Origin of the sequence: Streptomyces sp. SolWspMP-5a-2, from assembly GCF_900091845.1 — a bacterium.
In the GTDB taxonomy this organism is placed as follows: domain Bacteria; phylum Actinomycetota; class Actinomycetes; order Streptomycetales; family Streptomycetaceae; genus Streptomyces; species Streptomyces doudnae.
The window spans coordinates 66,790-82,357 of the sequence record NZ_FMCI01000350.1; the positions used below are offsets into that span (position 1 = coordinate 66,790).

General features: G+C 72.4%; 13 protein-coding genes. 2 read left to right on the forward strand and 11 right to left on the reverse strand.

Annotated features, from left to right (window positions below):
* Positions 1-3: 3 nt before the first annotated feature.
* From GA0115242_RS34850 to GA0115242_RS34895, 11 genes are all read right to left on the reverse strand, one after another.
* The gene (locus GA0115242_RS34850; protein ID WP_093835653.1) at positions 4-2,526 is read right to left on the reverse strand and encodes a PQQ-dependent sugar dehydrogenase; all 2,523 of its coding nucleotides are present in this window, start codon (positions 2,524-2,526) and stop codon (positions 4-6) included.
* 92 nt (positions 2,527-2,618) lie between these two features.
* Complete coding sequence (locus GA0115242_RS34855) at positions 2,619-3,617, reverse strand: sugar phosphate isomerase/epimerase family protein (RefSeq protein WP_093835654.1); 999 nt, start codon at positions 3,615-3,617, stop codon at positions 2,619-2,621.
* Between the two features lie 12 nt (positions 3,618-3,629).
* Entirely contained in the window at positions 3,630-4,838 is a 1,209-nt protein-coding gene (locus GA0115242_RS34860; protein WP_093835655.1) for a Gfo/Idh/MocA family protein, read from the reverse strand.
* Positions 4,839-4,936: 98 nt separating this feature from the next.
* The gene (locus GA0115242_RS34865) at positions 4,937-5,986 is read right to left on the reverse strand and encodes a substrate-binding domain-containing protein (RefSeq protein ID WP_093835656.1); all 1,050 of its coding nucleotides are present in this window, start codon (positions 5,984-5,986) and stop codon (positions 4,937-4,939) included.
* A 17-nt stretch (positions 5,987-6,003) separates the two neighbouring features.
* Positions 6,004-7,023 carry an ABC transporter permease gene (locus GA0115242_RS34870; RefSeq protein ID WP_093835657.1) on the reverse strand — a complete coding sequence of 340 codons (1,020 nt, stop codon included), beginning with the start codon at positions 7,021-7,023 and terminating at the stop codon, positions 6,004-6,006.
* Entirely contained in the window at positions 7,020-8,537 is a 1,518-nt protein-coding gene (locus GA0115242_RS34875) for a sugar ABC transporter ATP-binding protein (protein WP_093835658.1), read from the reverse strand. Before GA0115242_RS34875 ends, GA0115242_RS34870 begins: the two co-directional genes overlap by 4 nt.
* 110 nt (positions 8,538-8,647) lie before the next feature.
* Positions 8,648-9,829, reverse strand: coding sequence for an ROK family transcriptional regulator (locus GA0115242_RS34880; protein WP_093835659.1), 1,182 nt, complete (start codon positions 9,827-9,829; stop codon positions 8,648-8,650).
* A gap of 200 nt (positions 9,830-10,029) precedes the next feature.
* A complete protein-coding gene (locus GA0115242_RS34885) occupies positions 10,030-10,707 on the reverse strand; it encodes a GntR family transcriptional regulator (RefSeq protein ID WP_093835660.1) in 678 nt (225 codons plus the stop codon).
* A 138-nt stretch (positions 10,708-10,845) separates the two neighbouring features.
* The gene (locus GA0115242_RS34890) at positions 10,846-11,784 is read right to left on the reverse strand and encodes a beta-ketoacyl-ACP synthase III (RefSeq protein WP_093835661.1); all 939 of its coding nucleotides are present in this window, start codon (positions 11,782-11,784) and stop codon (positions 10,846-10,848) included.
* A gap of 164 nt (positions 11,785-11,948) precedes the next feature.
* Positions 11,949-12,083 (reverse strand): MFS transporter small subunit, encoded by a 135-nt coding sequence (locus GA0115242_RS42085; RefSeq protein ID WP_256089827.1) that lies wholly within the window; start codon positions 12,081-12,083, stop codon positions 11,949-11,951.
* Positions 12,052-13,383, reverse strand: a complete 1,332-nt coding sequence (locus GA0115242_RS34895; RefSeq protein ID WP_093835662.1) for an OFA family MFS transporter — start codon at positions 13,381-13,383, stop codon at positions 12,052-12,054. Before GA0115242_RS34895 ends, GA0115242_RS42085 begins: the two co-directional genes overlap by 32 nt.
* 204 nt (positions 13,384-13,587) lie before the next feature.
* On the opposite strand from GA0115242_RS34895, the gene GA0115242_RS34900 reads away from it, so the two are divergent.
* Positions 13,588-14,580: a 2-dehydropantoate 2-reductase gene (locus GA0115242_RS34900; protein WP_093835663.1), complete on the forward strand. Its 993-nt coding sequence runs from the start codon at positions 13,588-13,590 to the stop codon at positions 14,578-14,580.
* Between the two features lie 85 nt (positions 14,581-14,665).
* Entirely contained in the window at positions 14,666-15,511 is an 846-nt protein-coding gene (gene fdhD, locus GA0115242_RS34905) for a formate dehydrogenase accessory sulfurtransferase FdhD (RefSeq protein WP_093835664.1), read from the forward strand.
* Positions 15,512-15,568 lie beyond the last annotated feature (57 nt).

Sequence of the window (15,568 nt, forward strand, 5' to 3'; positions counted from 1 at the left end):
CTCTCAGCCGGTGGTGAAGGTGAAGTCGTCGACGTCGAAGAGGGCGCCCGTGCCGCCCTTGAAGACGAGGTAGAGCGTGGTGGTGCCCTTCGGGGCGTGGCGGAGGTCGGCGGTGACGTCCTGGAAGGTCTCCCAGCCGCCGGTCACCGGCACGGTCGCCTTGCCGAGGAGGGTGCCCCCGGGCGAGCCCGCGCGGACCTCCAGAGTGCCGCCGGTCCCGCCGGACGAGACGCGGGCGGTGATCTTCTTGGCGTCCGCGAGGACGTACGGGGTGAAGGAGATCCAGTCGCCGTGGTGGATGTCGCCGACGGTCCTGCCGCCGTGCGCGGCCTCCTTGGTGATCACCGAGACGCCGGAGGAGTCGCCGAAGTGCTCGGCCTGCCGGTGCCGGGGCTGGAGGACGTTCTGGTCGTGGGAGGTCAGCGGCTCCTGTCCGCCGCCGCCGTTGTCGGTGTACTCGGCGTCCAGGACGCCGAAGATGTTGGCGTTCTCGTCGTGGCCGCCGTCGGCGGTGGTCTGGATGGTGCCGGTGCAGCCGGTCGCCGAGGTGATCGGGTGGCCGTGGGTGTCGTGGCCGAGGATGAAGCTGACCTTCACCTTGGCGCAGTCGATGGTGCGGCCGTCCTCGGGGTCGGTGACCTTCACCTTGAACGGGATGGCGTCACCGAAGCTGAACAGCTGTCCGTCCTTGGGGAGTTGCAGGGTGACGGTGGGCGCGGTGTTGCCGACGACGACGCGGACGCTGGCGCTACCGGTGCGGCCGGTGGAGTCCTCGGCGGTGAGGGTCGCGGTGTAGGTGCCGTTCGTCCGGTACTTGTGGGTGGGGTCGGCGGCCGTGGAGGTCGCGCCGTCGCCGAAGTCCCAGTGGTAGGTGAGGGCGTCGCCGTCCTGGTCGGTCGTGCCCGCGGAGGAGAAGCGGACCTTGAGGGGCGCCTTGCCCGAGGTGCGGTCGGCGGCGGCCTTGGCGACCGGCGAGTGGCCGTCGGTGGCGTTCTCGATGCGGTAGAGACCGGAGTTGTCGTCGCCGCCGAACCACGCGGTGCCGTAGTCGAGGACGTAGAGGGCGCCGTCGGGGCCGAAGGCCATGTCCATCACCTGGGTGCCGGTCCAGGGCACGGGGTTGATGGCGGTGACCGTGCCGTCGGCGTCGCTGGAGATCCGCTTGATCCAGCGGCGGCCGAACTCACCGGCGAAGAAGTCGCCGTCGTAGGCCTCGGGGAACTTCACGGGCGAGTCGAGGGCGGCGTCGTAGTGGTAGACCGGGCCGCCCATCGGGGACTCGGAGCCGTCCCCGAACTCCGGTACGGAGGCGCCGTCGTAGGGGATCCAGGCGGGCTGGGCCGGGGGCAGTTCGGTGAGGCCGGTGTTGTGCGGGGAGTCGTTCCTGGGCGCGTCGCAGTCGAAGGCGGCGCCGGACGTCTTCGTCGCGAAGTCGTAGTCGCGGTAGGCGTCGTTGGCTCCGGTGCAGTAGGGCCAGCCGAAGTTGCCCGGGGCGGTCACGCGGGCGAACTCGACCTGTCCCGCGGGGCCGCGGGCCGGGTCGGCGGCGCCCGCGTCGGGGCCGTAGTCGCCGACGTAGAGGATGCCGGTCTTCTTGTCGACGCTGAAGCGGAACGGGTTGCGGAAGCCCATGGCGTAGATCTCGGGCCGGGTCCGGTCGGTGCCGGGGGCGAAGAGGTTGCCGTCGGGGACCGTGTACGTGCCGTCGGCCTCGACCTTGATGCGCAGGATCTTGCCGCGCAGGTCGTTGGTGTTGCCGGCCGAACGCTGGGCGTCGAAGGCGGGGTTGCGCCCGTCGCGTTCGTCGATGGGGGTGAAGCCGTCGGACTGGAACGGGTTGGTGTCGTCGCCGGTCGACAGGTACAGGTTGCCCGCCGCGTCGAAGTCGATGTCACCGCCGACGTGGCAGCACAGGCCGCGCGAGGCGGGGATGTCGAGGATCTTCTTCTCGCTGGCGTTGTCGAGGGTGCCGTCGGTCTTCAGGACGAACCGCGAGAGGCGGTTGACGCCGTCGAAGGGGGCGAAGTCGGCGGCGGTGCCGGTCTCGGGGGCGTCGCCCGCGGGGGTGTTTAACGGGGGCGCGTAGTACAGGTAGATGAAGCGGTTGGCGGTGAAGTCCGGGTCGACGCCGACGCCTTGGAGGCCTTCCTCGTCGTGGGAGTAGACGTCCAGCTTCCCGGCGAGGGTGGTGTCGCCCGCGGCGTCGGTGACGCGGAGTTCGCCGTCGCGCGAGGTGTGCAGGACCGAGCGGTCCGGGAGGACGGCGAGCGACATGGGCTCGCCGACCTCCGCCTCCCCCTTGGCGAGGGTGACCTGCTGGAAGTCCTCGGCGAGCGGCGCCGCCGCGGATCCGGCGGCGGTGCCCGGGTCGGCGACGGCTGCGCCGGCCTGCGGGCTGGTCAGGGAGAGGGTGGCGCCCGCCAGCAGCGCGGCGCCCAGCAGGGCGGCGGACTTGCGCAGGGGTGGACGTCGTCGGTGCGGTGCGGTTCTGCCGGGGCGGGCGGGGGTGCGGTCGTTCCCGTGCACGGATGCCTCCAGGATGGGGCTGGTTGTACGGGCGGGTGCGTACGCCGGGATGCGCCGTCATCCCGGAGCTGGGTGGTGCCGGTGGGGGGCGGTCAGTTGCCGAACGCGGCGTCGAAGGACGCCGTCGGGGCCTCGAAGTCGAACGCCTTCAGGCGGGTGAGCGCCTCCGGGGCGCCCTGGAGCCGGTCCATGCCCGCGTCCTCCCACTCCACGGAGACGGGCCCGGTGTAGTCGATGGAGCGCAGCATGCGGAAGACGTCCTCCCAGGGGACGTCGCCGTGGCCGGCGGAGACGAAGTCCCAGCCGCGCCGGGGATCGCCCCACGGGAGGTGGGAGCCGAGGCGGCCGTTGCGGCCGTCGAGCCGTTTGCGGGCCTCTTTGCAGTCGACGTGGTAGATCCGGTCGCGGAAGTCCCAGAGGAAGCCGACCGGGTCGAGGTCCTGCCAGACGAAGTGCGAGGGGTCGAAGTTGAGGCCGAAGGCGGGCCGGTGGCCGACGGCGTCCAGGGCCTGGTGCGTGGTCCAGTAGTCGTAGGCGATCTCGCTGGGGTGGACCTCGTGGGCGAAGCGGACGCCCTCCTGGTCGAAGACGTCGAGGATCGGGTTCCAGCGGTCCGCGAAGTCCTGGTAGCCGCGGGTGATCATCGACTCGGGGGCGGGCGGGAACATCGCCACGAGGTGCCAGATCGCGGAGCCGGTGAAGCCGACGACGGTGTCGACGCCGAGGGCGGCCGCGGCGCGCGCGGTGTCGGCCATCTCGGCGGCGGCCCGGCGCCTGACGCCCTCGGGTTCGCCGTCGCCCCAGATCCGGGCGGGCAGGATGGCCTGGTGGCGTTCATCGATGATGGCGTCGCAGACGGCCTGGCCGACGAGGTGGTTGGAGACGGCCCAGCAGGTGAGACCGTACTTGGCGAGGAGCTGGTGGCGGGAGTCGACGTAGGACGGGTCGGCGAGTGCCTTGTCGACCTCGAAGTGGTCGCCCCAGCAGGCGAGTTCGAGGCCGTCGTAGCCGAAGTCGCGGGCGTGGCGGCAGACCTCCTCCAGCGGGAGGTCGGCCCACTGACCGGTGAAGAGCGTGAATCTGCGCGGCATGGTGCGGCCTCCTCAGTCGGCGACGGGCGTGTAGACGGAGTTCTTCCCGGCGCTCTCCTCGACGGCCGCGAGCACCCGCTGCACCTGGAGTCCGTCGGCGAACGAGGGGCGCGGTTCGCGGCCCCCGGCGATCGCGTGGACCAGGTCGCGGGCCTGGTGGACGAAGGTGTGCTCGTAGCCGAGGCCGTGGCCGGGCGGCCACCAGGCGTCGAGGTAGGGGTGGTCGGGTTCGGTGACGAGGATGCGGCGGAACCCGGCGTGCGTGCCGGGCTCGGTGCCGTCGTGGTAGGCGAGTTCGTTGAGGCGTTCCAGGTCGAAGGCCAACGAGCCGCGCTCGCCGTTGAGTTCGATGCGCAGGGCGTTCTTGCGGCCGGTGGCGTAGCGGGTGGCCTCGAAGGAGGCGAGGGCGCCGGAGGCGAAGCGCCCGGTGAAGAGGGCGGCGTCGTCGACGGTGACGGCGCCGGTCCCGGCGGATGCCCCGCCGGTGAGACCGCTGGTGGCGCCGACGGGCAGCGGGCGCTCCCGTACGAAGGTCTCGGTGAGCGCGGACACCCCGGCGAGCGGTTCGCCCGCGAGGAACTGGGCGAGGTCGACGATGTGGGCGCCGAGGTCGCCGAGGGAGCCGGATCCGGCCTGCTCCTTGCGCAGCCGCCAGGTGAGCGGGAACTCCGGGTCGACCAGCCAGTCCTGGAGGTAGGTCACCCGCAGATGGCGCAGGGTGCCGATCCTGCCCTCCTGGACCATGGCGCGGGCGAGCGCGGTGGCGGGCACCCGGCGGTAGTTGAAGCCGACCATCGCCAACTGCCCCCGCCGGTGCGCCTCTTCGGCCGCCGCGGTCATCGCCTCGGCCTCCGCGACGGTGTTGGCGAGGGGCTTCTCGCACAGGACGTGCTTGCCCGCGGCCAGCGCGGCGAGGGCGATCTCGGCGTGGCTGTCGCCGGGGGTGCAGATGTCGACGAGGTCGATGTCGTCCCGTGCGACCAGTCGCCGCCAGTCGGTCTCGGCGCTGTCCCAGCCGTGCCGGTCGGCCGCCGCGCGGACCGCCGCCCCGTCCCGTCCGCAGATCGCGGCCAGGACGGGCCTCAGCGGCAGGTCGAAGACCCGGCGCGCGGTGCGCCAGCCCTGGGAGTGGGCGGCGCCCATGAAGGCGTAGCCGACCATGCCGACGCGCAGCGGCGTCCGCTCTCCCGGTGGCCCGTCCGGCTGCTGCGGCTGTCCCATACGGAAGTCCTCCTGGTCCTCGTGGCCCGGTGGTCATGTCGGTCCACGTCGTCGTGGCGCCGCGCGGGGTGCGGGCGGCGGGTGCGGGGCGGGGCCGGTCAGCGGAAGCCGGTGGGCATGTACCGGTCGACGTTGTCCTTGTCGACGACGGCGGAGTAGAGCGTCACCGAGGACGGGATCTCGTACTCGGCGAGTCCGCCGACGCCCTTGCCCTGGCCGAGGGCGCGGGCCAGGTCGATGGCGGAGGCGGCCATGGTCGGCGGGTAGAGGACGGTCGCCTTGAGGACGCCGTTGTCCTGCTTGATGGCCTGGAAGGCGGAGAGCGCGCCCGCGCCGCCGACCATCAGGAAGTCGTCGCGGCCCGCCTGTTCGACGGCGCGCAGGGCGCCCACGCCCTGGTCGTCGTCGTGGTTCCACAGGGCGTCGAACTTAGACTGGGCCTGGAGGAGCTGGGCCATCTTGGCCTGTCCCGACTCGACGGTGAAGTCGGCGGCCTGGCGGGCGACCTTCTTGATGTTCGGGTAGTTCTTGAGGGCGTCGTCGAAGCCCTGGGTGCGCTGCTTGGTGAGTTCCAGGTTGTCCAGTCCGGCGAGTTCGACGACCCGGGCGTCGCTCTTGCCCTTGAGCTTCTCGCCGATGTACGTCCCGGCGTTGAGGCCCATGCCGTAGTTGTCGCCGCCGATCCAGCAGCGGTACGCCTGGGGGGAGTTGAAGATCCGGTCGAGGTTGACGACGGGGATGCCGGCCCGCATGGCCTTCAGGCCGACCTGGGTGAGGGCCTTGCCGTCGGCGGGGAGCACCACCAGGACGTCGACCTTCTTGTTGATCAGCGTCTCGATCTGGCCGATCTGGGCGGCGGTGTCGTTGGAGCCCTCGGTGATCTCCAGGGTGACGTCGGAGTACTTCTTGGCGCGCCGCTTGGCGTTGTCGTTGATCGCGTTGAGCCAGCCGTGGTCGGCCTGCGGTCCCGCGAAGCCGATGGTGACCGGCTTGCCGGGGCTGTCGGAGGCGGCGGGCTGGCCGCCTGCCGCGGTCTCCTCGTCGTCGGACGCGTTGCTGGTGCATCCGACCAGCAGGGAGGCGGAGGAGACGGCGGCGGCTCCCAGGAGCAGCCCTCTGCGGCTGGTGAAGGACGTCGGCTCTGGCATGGCGGTGAACCCTTTCCTCATGGCGTGCTCGCGGTACGGCGCTGGACCAGCACGGCGGCGACGATGATCGCGCCCTTGGCGATCTGCTGGACGTCGCTCTGCAGGTTGTTGAGGGCGAAGATGTTGGTGATCGTGGTGAAGATCAGGACGCCGAGCACCGAGCCGGTGATGGTGCCCCGCCCGCCGCTGAGCAGGGTGCCGCCGATGATCGCGGCGGCGATGGCGTCGAGTTCGTAGAGGTTGCCGTTGGTGTTCTGGCCCGAGCCGGAGAGCACGATCAGCAGGAACGCGGCGATCCCGCAGCACAGTCCGGACAGCAGGTAGAGGTAGAGGCGCTGGCGGCGGACGTCGATCCCGGCCAGCCGGGCGGCCTCCGCGTTGCCGCCGACGGCGACGGTGCGGCGGCCGAAGGTGGTGCGGTTGAGGATCAGCCAGCCGCAGACCGTGACGACGGCGAAGACGATCACCAGGGGCGGCACGCCCAGCACGTAGGCGTCGCGTTCGCCGAGGTCGAGGAGGCCGCGCACGCCGACGATCTGGGTCCTGCCGTCGGTGATCTGCAGGGCGAGCCCGCGGGCCGAGGCGAGCATGGCGAGGGTGGCGATGAACGGCACCATCCCGCCGTAGGCGATGAGCACCCCGTTGACCAGGCCGCAGCCGACGCCGACCAGGACGGCCGTGAAGAGGATCCCGGCGAAGCCGTACTCCTGGGTGGCGACCGTCGTCGCCCAGACCGAGGAGAGGGCGACGATCGCGCCGACCGAGAGGTCGATGCCGCCCGAGGTGATGACGAAGGTCATGCCGACGGTGACGACGCCGATCACCGACGCCTGGGTGAGGACGAGTTGGAGGTTGCGGGTGTCCAGGAACTCGTCGGGCCTGGTGACGCCGCCGATCAGGACGAGCACGGCGAGGACGCCGAGCAGGGACAGGGTGCGGACGTCGGTGTGGGCCAACAGGCCGCGGAACGCGGGGAGTCGGTCGACCGGGGGCAGTTTGCCTGTGCTGTCCCGGGGCGGGGAGACGGGCTGCGTCATGTCGCCGGGCTTCCTTCCATGACCAGGTCGAGTACGCGGTGTTCGTCGAGTTCGCGGGCGGGCGCCGTGTGGACGACGCGTCCCTCGCGGAGCACCAGGACGCGGTCGGCGAGGCCGAGCACCTCCGGCACCTCGCTGGAGACCAGCAGGACGGCGAGACCCTCGTCGGCGAGGCGCCTGATCACCGCGTACAGCTCGGCGCGGGCGCCGACGTCGACGCCCCGGGTGGGTTCGTCCAGGAGCAGGACCCGGCAGCCGCGCAGCAGCCAGCGGGCCAGGACCGCCTTCTGCTGGTTGCCGCCGGAGAGGGTGCGCACCGGCGCGGAGGGGGCGTCGGGCCGCAGGGACAGTTCGCGGGTGGCGGCCCGCGCGGCGCCGAGTTCGGCGCGGCGGTCGATCCATCCGGCGCGGGCGAAGCGGGACAGCGAGGAGACGGAGACGTTGCGGGTGACGGACTCCAGCATCAGCAGGGCCTGCGCCTTGCGCTCCTCGGGGGCGAGCCCGAGTCCGGCGCGGACGGCGGCCCGCACGCTGCCGGGCCGCAGCGCCGTCCCGTCGACGAGGACCTGGCCCGCGGTGGGCCTGCGGGCGCCGTAGACGGTCTCCAGGATCTCGGAGCGTCCCGAGCCGACCAGCCCGGCGAGCCCGACGATCTCGCCCGGCCGCACCCGCAGGTCGAGGGGGGCGAACTCGCCGTCCCTGGCCAGGCCGCGCACTTCGAGGACCGGTGGGCCCTCGGGGGCGGAGGCGGGGCGTTCGGGGAAGACGTAGGCGACGGAGCGGCCGGTCATCAGGGCCACCACGTCCCGGGTCGGCGTGGACTCGGCGGGGAGTCCGCCGGCCACCGCGCGGCCGTCCTTGAGGACGGTGACCCGGTCGCCGATGCGGCGGATCTCCTCCAGGCGGTGCGAGATGTACACGACGGCCACGCCGTCGGCGGTGAGGTCGCCGACGATGCGGAACAGGTTGTCGACCTCGTCGGGGTCGAGGGCGGCGGACGGTTCGTCCATGACGATGAGCCGCACGTCGTGGGAGAGCGCGCGGGCCATCGACACGATTTGCCGCTGGGCGGCGGAGAGCCGGGCCACCAGCCTGCCCGGGTCGATCTCCGGGTGTCCGAGGCGCTTCAGGAGCTGGGCGGTCGACGCCCTGGCCGCCTTGCCCCGGACGACGAAGCCCGCCGTGGTGGGTTCGTGGCCGAGGTGGACGTTCTCGGCCACCGACAGGTGCTCGACGAGGTCGAGTTCCTGGTAGATGGTGGCGATGCCGAGGCGCATGGCGGCGATGGGCGAGCGGAGGGTGACCTCCTCGCCGCGCCATCTGATGGTGCCGGTGTCGGGCTGGTGGGCACCGGCGAGGACCTTGATGAGGGTGGACTTGCCCGCCCCGTTCTGGCCGAGCAGGCAGTGCACCTCACCGGCCTGGACGTCGAGGTCGACGCCGTCGAGGGCCCGGACTCCGGGGAACGACTTGGTGATTCCGGACATGCTGAGCAGCGGTGGTTCTGGTGCCATGGTGGTTCCCCTCGGCTGGCGTGCGGGCCGGTGTCAGGGCGGAGCAGGGCAGGGCAGAGCGAGGCGCTGTACGGATCGGTTCGCGCGACGGGCCGGGGACGGCCGGTCGGCTACGCGGGTGAGAAGAGGTGGTCGCTGATCAGTCGGGCCGCGCCGATGACTCCGGCGGAGGGCCCCAACTCCCCCAGCACGATGGGCAGGTTGCCCGTCGCGAGGGGCAGTGACTGGCGGTAGACCTGGGTGCGGATCGCGGCGAGCAGGGTGTGGCCGAGGCCGGTCACCCCGCCGCCGATCACCACCAGGCCGGGGTTGAAGAAGGAGACGAGTCCGGCGATGACCTGGCCGGTGTGGTTGCCGCCCTCGCGGATCAGGCCGAGGGCGGTGGCGTCGCCCGCGACGGCGGCCGCGGCCACGTCGGAGGCGGTCAGGGTGCCGTGGGCGGCGAGGCGGCCCGCGAGTTCCTCGGACTGCCCCTGCTGGGCCGCCTCCTGGGCGTCCCGGGCGAGGGCGGCGCCGCTGAAGTGGGCCTCCAGGCAGCCCCGGTTGCCGCAGGCGCACGGGCGCCCGTCGGGCACGGCCTGGATGTGTCCGATGTCGCCCGCGCTGCCGGTCGCCCCGCGGTGCACCTGACCGCCGACGACGATGCCGCAGCCGATACCGGTGCCGATCTTGACGCAGAGGAAGTCGTCCACGGAACGGGCGACGCCCGCGTGCTGCTCCCCCATCGCCATCAGGTTCACGTCGTTGTCGACCATGACCGGGCAGCCCAGTTCCTGGCTGAGCGCCTCACGGACCGGGAACCCGTCCCAGCCGGGCATGATCGGCGGGGCCACCGGGACCCCCTCGGGGAAGCGGACCGGGCCCGGGACGCCGATCCCGGCGCCGTCGAACCCCTCGGCGAGCCCGGAGGCGCGCAACTTGGCCGCCATGGACAGGACTTGCTCGAAGACGGCGACGGGGCCCTCACGGACGTCCATCGGCTGGTTGAGGTGTCCGAGGATCTCCAGTTCCGCGTTGGTGACGGCGACGTCGACCGAGGTCGCGCCGATGTCGACACCGAGGAACCGCAGGCCGGGGGCGAGCCGGATGTTGTGGGAGCGGCGGCCGCCGCGCGAGGCGGCGAGTCCGTCGGCCACGACGAGGCCTGTCTCCAGCAGCCGGTCCACCTCGACGGCGAGCTTGGACCGGGAGAGGTCGACCTGATCACCCAGTTGGGCGCGGGAGTTGGGACCGCCGTCGCGCAACAGGGTGAGCAGTCGGGCCTGATGGGCGTTCGCGGGCCGTGCCGTCATGCGTCTCACTGACCCCTCCCCGCCTCAACCGGCCTACCGCGTTCGGGCTTTCGAGGGGAACGTAGCAGCGCCCGCCGAACCTGGGAAGAAGCTGTGCACGAATCACCGTCGACTTTCTCCTTTCACAGGACAAAGGGCGGCGCGGTGAACCGGAAGCCGTCCGGCGGCGGAGCGGCGGGCAACGGGCGGCTCACCAGGCGCTAAACGGCGGGGCGTTCGTGGTAGGTGCGGCGGGTGTGCTCGGTGTGCTCGCGCATCAGCTCCGTCGCCCGGGTCTCGTCACGGTCCGCGATGGCCGCGATCAGGGCGCGGTGCTCGATCCAGGACTGCTCGCCGCGCTGCCGGGCCACCGGTGTGTAGTACCAGCGCACCCGCCGGTCGACCTGCGCGGCCAGCTCGGCGAGGACCGCGTTCCCGGCCAGCTCCATGATCGCGCCGTGGAAGCGGGCGTTGACGGCGACGGCGGTGTCCACGTCGTCGTCGGCGACGGCCCGCTCGCCCTCGGCGCAGAGCGCGGTCAGCGCGGCGATTCCGGCGCTGCCCGCGTTGGCGGCGGCGAGCCGGGCCGCCTCCGCCTCCAACAGGGTGCGGACGGTGAGGAGTTGGTCGGCCTCCGCCTCCGTCGGCTCGTGCACGAAGGCGCCCTGGGCGGGCCGCAGATCGACCCACCCCTCGGTGTTGAGGCGCTGGAGCGCCTCGCGCACCGGCTGCCGGGAGACCCCGAGATGGCCCGCGAGTTCGCTCTCCACCAGGTGCTGGCCGGGCCGCAGGGCGCGGGTGGTGATCAGTTCGAGCAGCGCCTCGTAGACCCGGTCGCGCAGCGGGCCGGGCCGTTCGAGCCGGGGCACCGCGCCCTGCGGCAGTCCTGACGACAACATCGGTCGGTCCCCTCCTGGGCAGTGCGGGACGCCAGCGGCCGGAAAGCCAGTATGGATTGTCTTTCGTCTACAGTCTACGGCCCGCCTTGACCCGCCCGACCGCCCGCCGACCCCGTCGTCCCGCGAGGAAACCCCAGGTCAGGGGCAGCGGACGACCTGCCCCGCGTAGGACAGGTTGCCGCCGAAGCCGAACAGCAGGACCGGGTCGCCGGTGGCGAGCGCGCCCTGTTCGACGAGCTTCGAGAAGGCCATCGGGATGCTCGCCGCCGAGGTGTTGCCGGAGTCGACGACGTCCCGCGCGACGACCGCGTTGACGGCGCCGATCTTCTCCGCGAGCGGCTCGATGATCCGCAGGTTGGCCTGGTGCAGGACGACCCCGGCCAGCTCCTCGGGGGTGAGCCCGGCCCGCTCGACGGCCTTGCGGGCGATGGCGGGGAGCTGGGTGGTGGCCCAGCGGTAGACGCTCTGCCCCTCCTGCGCGAACCGGGAGGGCGTGCCCTCGATCCGCACGGCGTGGCCCATCTCGGGCACCGAGCCCCACAGCACCGGGCCGATGCCGGGCCCGTCGGACGCCTCGACGACGGCGGCGCCCGCGCCGTCCCCGACCAGCACGCAGGTGGTGCGGTCGGTCCAGTCGGTGATGTCGGTCATCTTGTCGGCGCCGATGACCAGGGCGCGGGTGGCGGCGCCCGCCCGCAGGGTGTGGTCGGCGGTGGCCAGCGCGTGGGTGAAGCCCGCGCAGACCACGTTGACGTCCATGGCGGCGGGCGAGGGGATGCCGAGCCGGTGGGCGACCCGCGCGGCCATGTTGGGCGAGCGGTCCACGGCCGTGGAGGTGGCGACCAGCACCAGGTCGATGTCGGCGGGTTCGATGCCCGCCGCCGCGAGGGCCTTCGCACCGGCGTGCGCGGCCAGCTCGTCGACCGGCTCGTCGGGTCCCGCGACATGCCGCGTGCGGATGCCCACCCGGGTGGTGATCCACTCGTCGCTGGTGTCGACCAGGCCCGCCAGGTCCTTGTTGGTGAGCACCTTGGCGGGCTGGTAGTGGCCGACGGCGGCGATGCGCGAGCCGTTCATTGGGGGATCCCCTTCACTGCCTGGGTAGCGGGATCCACCAGTCTGATCAGTGACTCACGGGTACGACGGCGGGTGAGCCGACAGGAAACAGCAGCCCACGTTGTCGGCTTCTGTCAGACCCTCGGACGTCCGCGCACCGTCCGAACAGGCACCCGGAACACGGGTCACCCGGTGAACAGCTGGGTGACCTTCCGCACCAGTTCGTAGAGACCGTAGGCGAGCGGCACGCCGACCCACACCCAGGCCAGCGCGATCAGCCACCGCCGGTCAGGCGGACTCTGGCTGCTGTCGTTCGACATCGGCGGCCTCCTTCGGGGCGGGCACGTGGTGACGGGGGTCGACGGGCCTGACGAGTTCGTTGGCGACGAAGCCGACGACCAGCAGGCCGATCATGATGACCAGGGAGAGGCCGTAGAGCGAGGCGCCGTGCCGTCCCGCGGCCTCCTGGCGGTCGGCGATCCAGTTCACGATCAGCGGTCCGAGGACGCCGGCCGTGGACCAGGCGGTGAGCAGCCGCCCGTGGATGGCGCCGACCTGGTAGGTGCCGAAGAGGTCCTTCAGATAGGCGGGGATGGTCGCGAAGCCGCCGCCGTAGAAGGAGAGGATGACCAGCGCGCAGAGCACGAACAGCGGCTTGGAGGCGTCCCCGAACAGGGCGATCAGGGCGTACATGACGGCGCCGAAGCCCAGGTAGACGCGGTAGATGTTCTTGCGTCCGATGAGGTCGGAGGTGGACGACCAGCCGATGCGGCCCGCCATGTTCGCGGCGGACAGCAGGGCGACGAAGCCCGCGGCGGCCGAGACCGAGACCGGGGTGGAGGTGTCCGCGAAGAAGTCCGTGATCATCGGGGCGGCCTTCTCCAGGATGCCGATGCCCGCCGTCACGTTCATGCAGAGCACCACCCACAGGCACCAGAACTGCGGGGTGCGGACGGCGCTGCGGGCGGAGACCTGCGGTCCGGCCAGGACGCTCGGGGCGCCCGCCACCGGCCGCTCGCCGCGCGGGACCCGGATCAGGAGCACGCCGAGGGACATGAACGCGGCGTAGGCGAGTCCGTGCACCAGGAAGGCGAGCGCGATCCCGGAGCTGTCGGCGCCGAAGGACTCCAGCATCTGGGTGGACCAGGGCGAGGCGATGAGGGCGCCGCCGCCGAAGCCCATGATCGCGATGCCGGTGGCCATGCCGGGGCGGTCGGGGAACCACTTGATCAGGGTGGAGACCGGCGAGATGTAGCCGATGCCCAGGCCGATCCCGCCGACGAAGCCGTAGCCGAGGACGATCAGCCAGTACTGCTCGGTGGCGGCGCCGAGCGCGGAGATCAGGAACCCGGAGGAGAAGCAGACCAGGGAGACCGTCATGGCCCAGCGCGGCCCGTTGCGCTCCACGAGGGTGCCGCCGAACGCGGCGGACAGGCCCAGCATGACGATGGCGAGCTGGAAGGGCAGCGCGCTCTGCGTGCCGCTGAGACCGAGGGAGGACTCCAGGGGCGGCTTGAAGACGCTCCAGGCGTAGGCCTGCCCGATGGAGAGGTGGACGGAGAGGGCGGCGGGCGGAACGAGCCACCGGCTCCAGCCGGCGGGGGCGACGGGGGGACTCATGATCCCGGACGGTAGGCAGTGGGCGCGGAGTTGAGAACCCACCCCGCCGCTCGCGTGCGACGAACGGTATGCGGGGCGCGACGAACGGTCCGTCCGACCGGTTTCCGGACCGCGCCCTTGTCACCTCAACTTCCATACTGTAGACAGTATTTCGTCGACCTTCGACAGTTCCTCGGTACGCTCGACCGGACGGAGCTTCCTCGCATGAGAGTCGCAGTCCTCGGAGCCGGTGCGATCGGCGCCTATGTCGGTGCCGCGCTCCACCGCGGCGGCGCCGACGTCCATCTCGTCGCCCGCGGCCCGCATCTGGCGGCCATGCGGCAGCACGGAGTCCGGGTGCGCAGCCCGCGCGGCGACTTCACCGCGCGTCCCCGTGCCACCGACGACCCGGCCTCGATCGGCCCGGTCGACTACGTCTTCCTCGGCCTCAAGGCCCACGCGTACGCGGCGTGCGGGCCGCTGATCGCGCCGCTGCTGCACGACTCCACGGCGGTGGTGGCCGCGCAGAACGGCATCCCCTGGTGGTACTTCCACCGGCACGGCGGCCCGCACGACGGCCGGCGCGTGGAGAGCGTCGACCCGGGCGGCGCGGTCAGCGCGGTGCTCGCGCCCGAACGGGCCGTCGGCTGCGTGGTGTACGCGGCGACCGAACTCGAATCCCCGGGCGTGGTACGGCATGTGGAGGGGACCCGGTTCTCCGTCGGCGAGCCGGACCGCGGCCGCTCCGCGCGCTGCCTGCGGTTCGCCGAGGCGATGCGGGCCGGGGGCCTGAAGTGCCCGGTCGAGGCCGACCTGCGGGACGACGTCTGGCTGAAGCTGCTGGGCAACGTCTCCCTCAACCCGGTCAGCGCGCTCACCCGGGCGACCCTGCGCCAGATGTGCCTGCACGACGGCACCCGCGCGGTGATCGCCGCGATGATGACGGAGACGCTGGCCGTCGCGGAGGCCCTCGGCTGCACGGTCCCGGTCTCCGTGGAGCGGCGGCTCACGGGCGCCGAGCGGGTCGGCGACCACCGCACGTCCACGCTCCAGGACCTGGAGCGCGGGCGGCCGCTCGAACTGGACGTGCTCCTCGTGGCCGTCGTCGAACTGGCGGAGGTCACCGGCGTCCCGGTCCCGGCCCTGCGGACCGTGCACGCCCTCTCCGACCTGCTGGCACGGCGGAGCGCGGCCGGTCCCGGGGGTGCGGGACAATGAGGTCGTGAGGGCCACCCCCGCCGCCCGGCGGTCCGGGGCCCGCGGGGGCGTACCGACACCTACAGGACCGGGACTGGGGCGCGACATGGGACGAGTCACGGAACGACGCAAGGTGATCCGCATCAGGGACGGCGCCGTCTCGGCCCGCCCGGACACCCTCGTCGCCGAGGAGCCGCTGGAGATCAGGCTGAACGGGAAGCCGCTCGCCATCACCATGCGCACACCCGGCGACGACTTCGCGCTCGCCGCGGGGTTCCTGGTCAGCGAGGGCGTGCTCGCGAGCGACGACGACCTGCAGAGCATCGTCTACTGCGCGGGCGCGACGGTCGACGGATCGAACTCCTACAACGTGGTGGACGTGCGGACCGCGCCGGACGTGGTGATCCCGGACATCACGCTGGAGCGGAACGTCTACACCACCTCGTCCTGCGGCCTGTGCGGCAAGGCCAGCCTGGACGCGGTGCGCACGACGGCCCGCTGGCCGATCGCCGACACTCCCCCGGTCCGGGTCGACCCCGACCTGCTCGCGCTCCTGCCCGACCGGCTGCGGGCCGCGCAGCGCGTCTTCGACCGGACCGGCGGCCTGCACGCGGCGGCGCTGTTCTCGGAGAGCGGCGAGCTGCTGGACGTCCGGGAGGACGTGGGGCGGCACAACGCGGTCGACAAGCTGGTCGGCCGGGCGCTGCAGAGCGGCGGGCTGCCGCTGTCGCGGGCGCTGCTGCTGGTCTCGGGCCGGGCCTCGTTCGAGCTGGCGCAGAAGGCGGTGATGGCCGGGATCCCGGTCCTCGCGGCGGTCTCGGCGCCGTCGTCGCTGGCGGTCGACCTGGCGGCGGAGACCGGGCTGACCCTGGTGGGGTTCCTGCGGGGCAGCTCGATGAACGTGTACGCGGGCGAGGACCGGGTCGTCCTGCGGACCGCGGCCCAGGCCTGACGGTCCCCGCGCGCGGCACGGCGGCGGGGTCCCGGGCGGCGGGGAGCGCCCCCTGCG

What these genes read in the sequence shown, in the direction of transcription:
- GA0115242_RS34855 (WP_093835654.1), bottom strand. Translation starts at nt 3,617, where the DNA reads ATGCCGCGCAGATTCACGCTCTTCACCGGTCAGTGGGCCGACCTCCCG.
- GA0115242_RS34860 (WP_093835655.1), bottom strand. Translation starts at nt 4,838, where the DNA reads ATGGGACAGCCGCAGCAGCCGGACGGGCCACCGGGAGAGCGGACGCCG.
- GA0115242_RS34865 (WP_093835656.1), bottom strand. Translation starts at nt 5,986, where the DNA reads ATGCCAGAGCCGACGTCCTTCACCAGCCGCAGAGGGCTGCTCCTGGGA.
- GA0115242_RS34870 (WP_093835657.1), bottom strand. Translation starts at nt 7,023, where the DNA reads ATGACGCAGCCCGTCTCCCCGCCCCGGGACAGCACAGGCAAACTGCCC.
- GA0115242_RS34875 (WP_093835658.1), bottom strand. Translation starts at nt 8,537, where the DNA reads ATGGCACCAGAACCACCGCTGCTCAGCATGTCCGGAATCACCAAGTCG.
- GA0115242_RS34880 (WP_093835659.1), bottom strand. Translation starts at nt 9,829, where the DNA reads ATGACGGCACGGCCCGCGAACGCCCATCAGGCCCGACTGCTCACCCTG.
- GA0115242_RS34885 (WP_093835660.1), bottom strand. Translation starts at nt 10,707, where the DNA reads ATGTTGTCGTCAGGACTGCCGCAGGGCGCGGTGCCCCGGCTCGAACGG.
- GA0115242_RS34890 (WP_093835661.1), bottom strand. Translation starts at nt 11,784, where the DNA reads ATGAACGGCTCGCGCATCGCCGCCGTCGGCCACTACCAGCCCGCCAAG.
- GA0115242_RS42085 (WP_256089827.1), bottom strand. Translation starts at nt 12,083, where the DNA reads ATGTCGAACGACAGCAGCCAGAGTCCGCCTGACCGGCGGTGGCTGATC.
- GA0115242_RS34895 (WP_093835662.1), bottom strand. Translation starts at nt 13,383, where the DNA reads ATGAGTCCCCCCGTCGCCCCCGCCGGCTGGAGCCGGTGGCTCGTTCCG.
- GA0115242_RS34900 (WP_093835663.1), top strand. Translation starts at nt 13,588, where the DNA reads ATGAGAGTCGCAGTCCTCGGAGCCGGTGCGATCGGCGCCTATGTCGGT.
- fdhD (WP_093835664.1), top strand. Translation starts at nt 14,666, where the DNA reads ATGGGACGAGTCACGGAACGACGCAAGGTGATCCGCATCAGGGACGGC.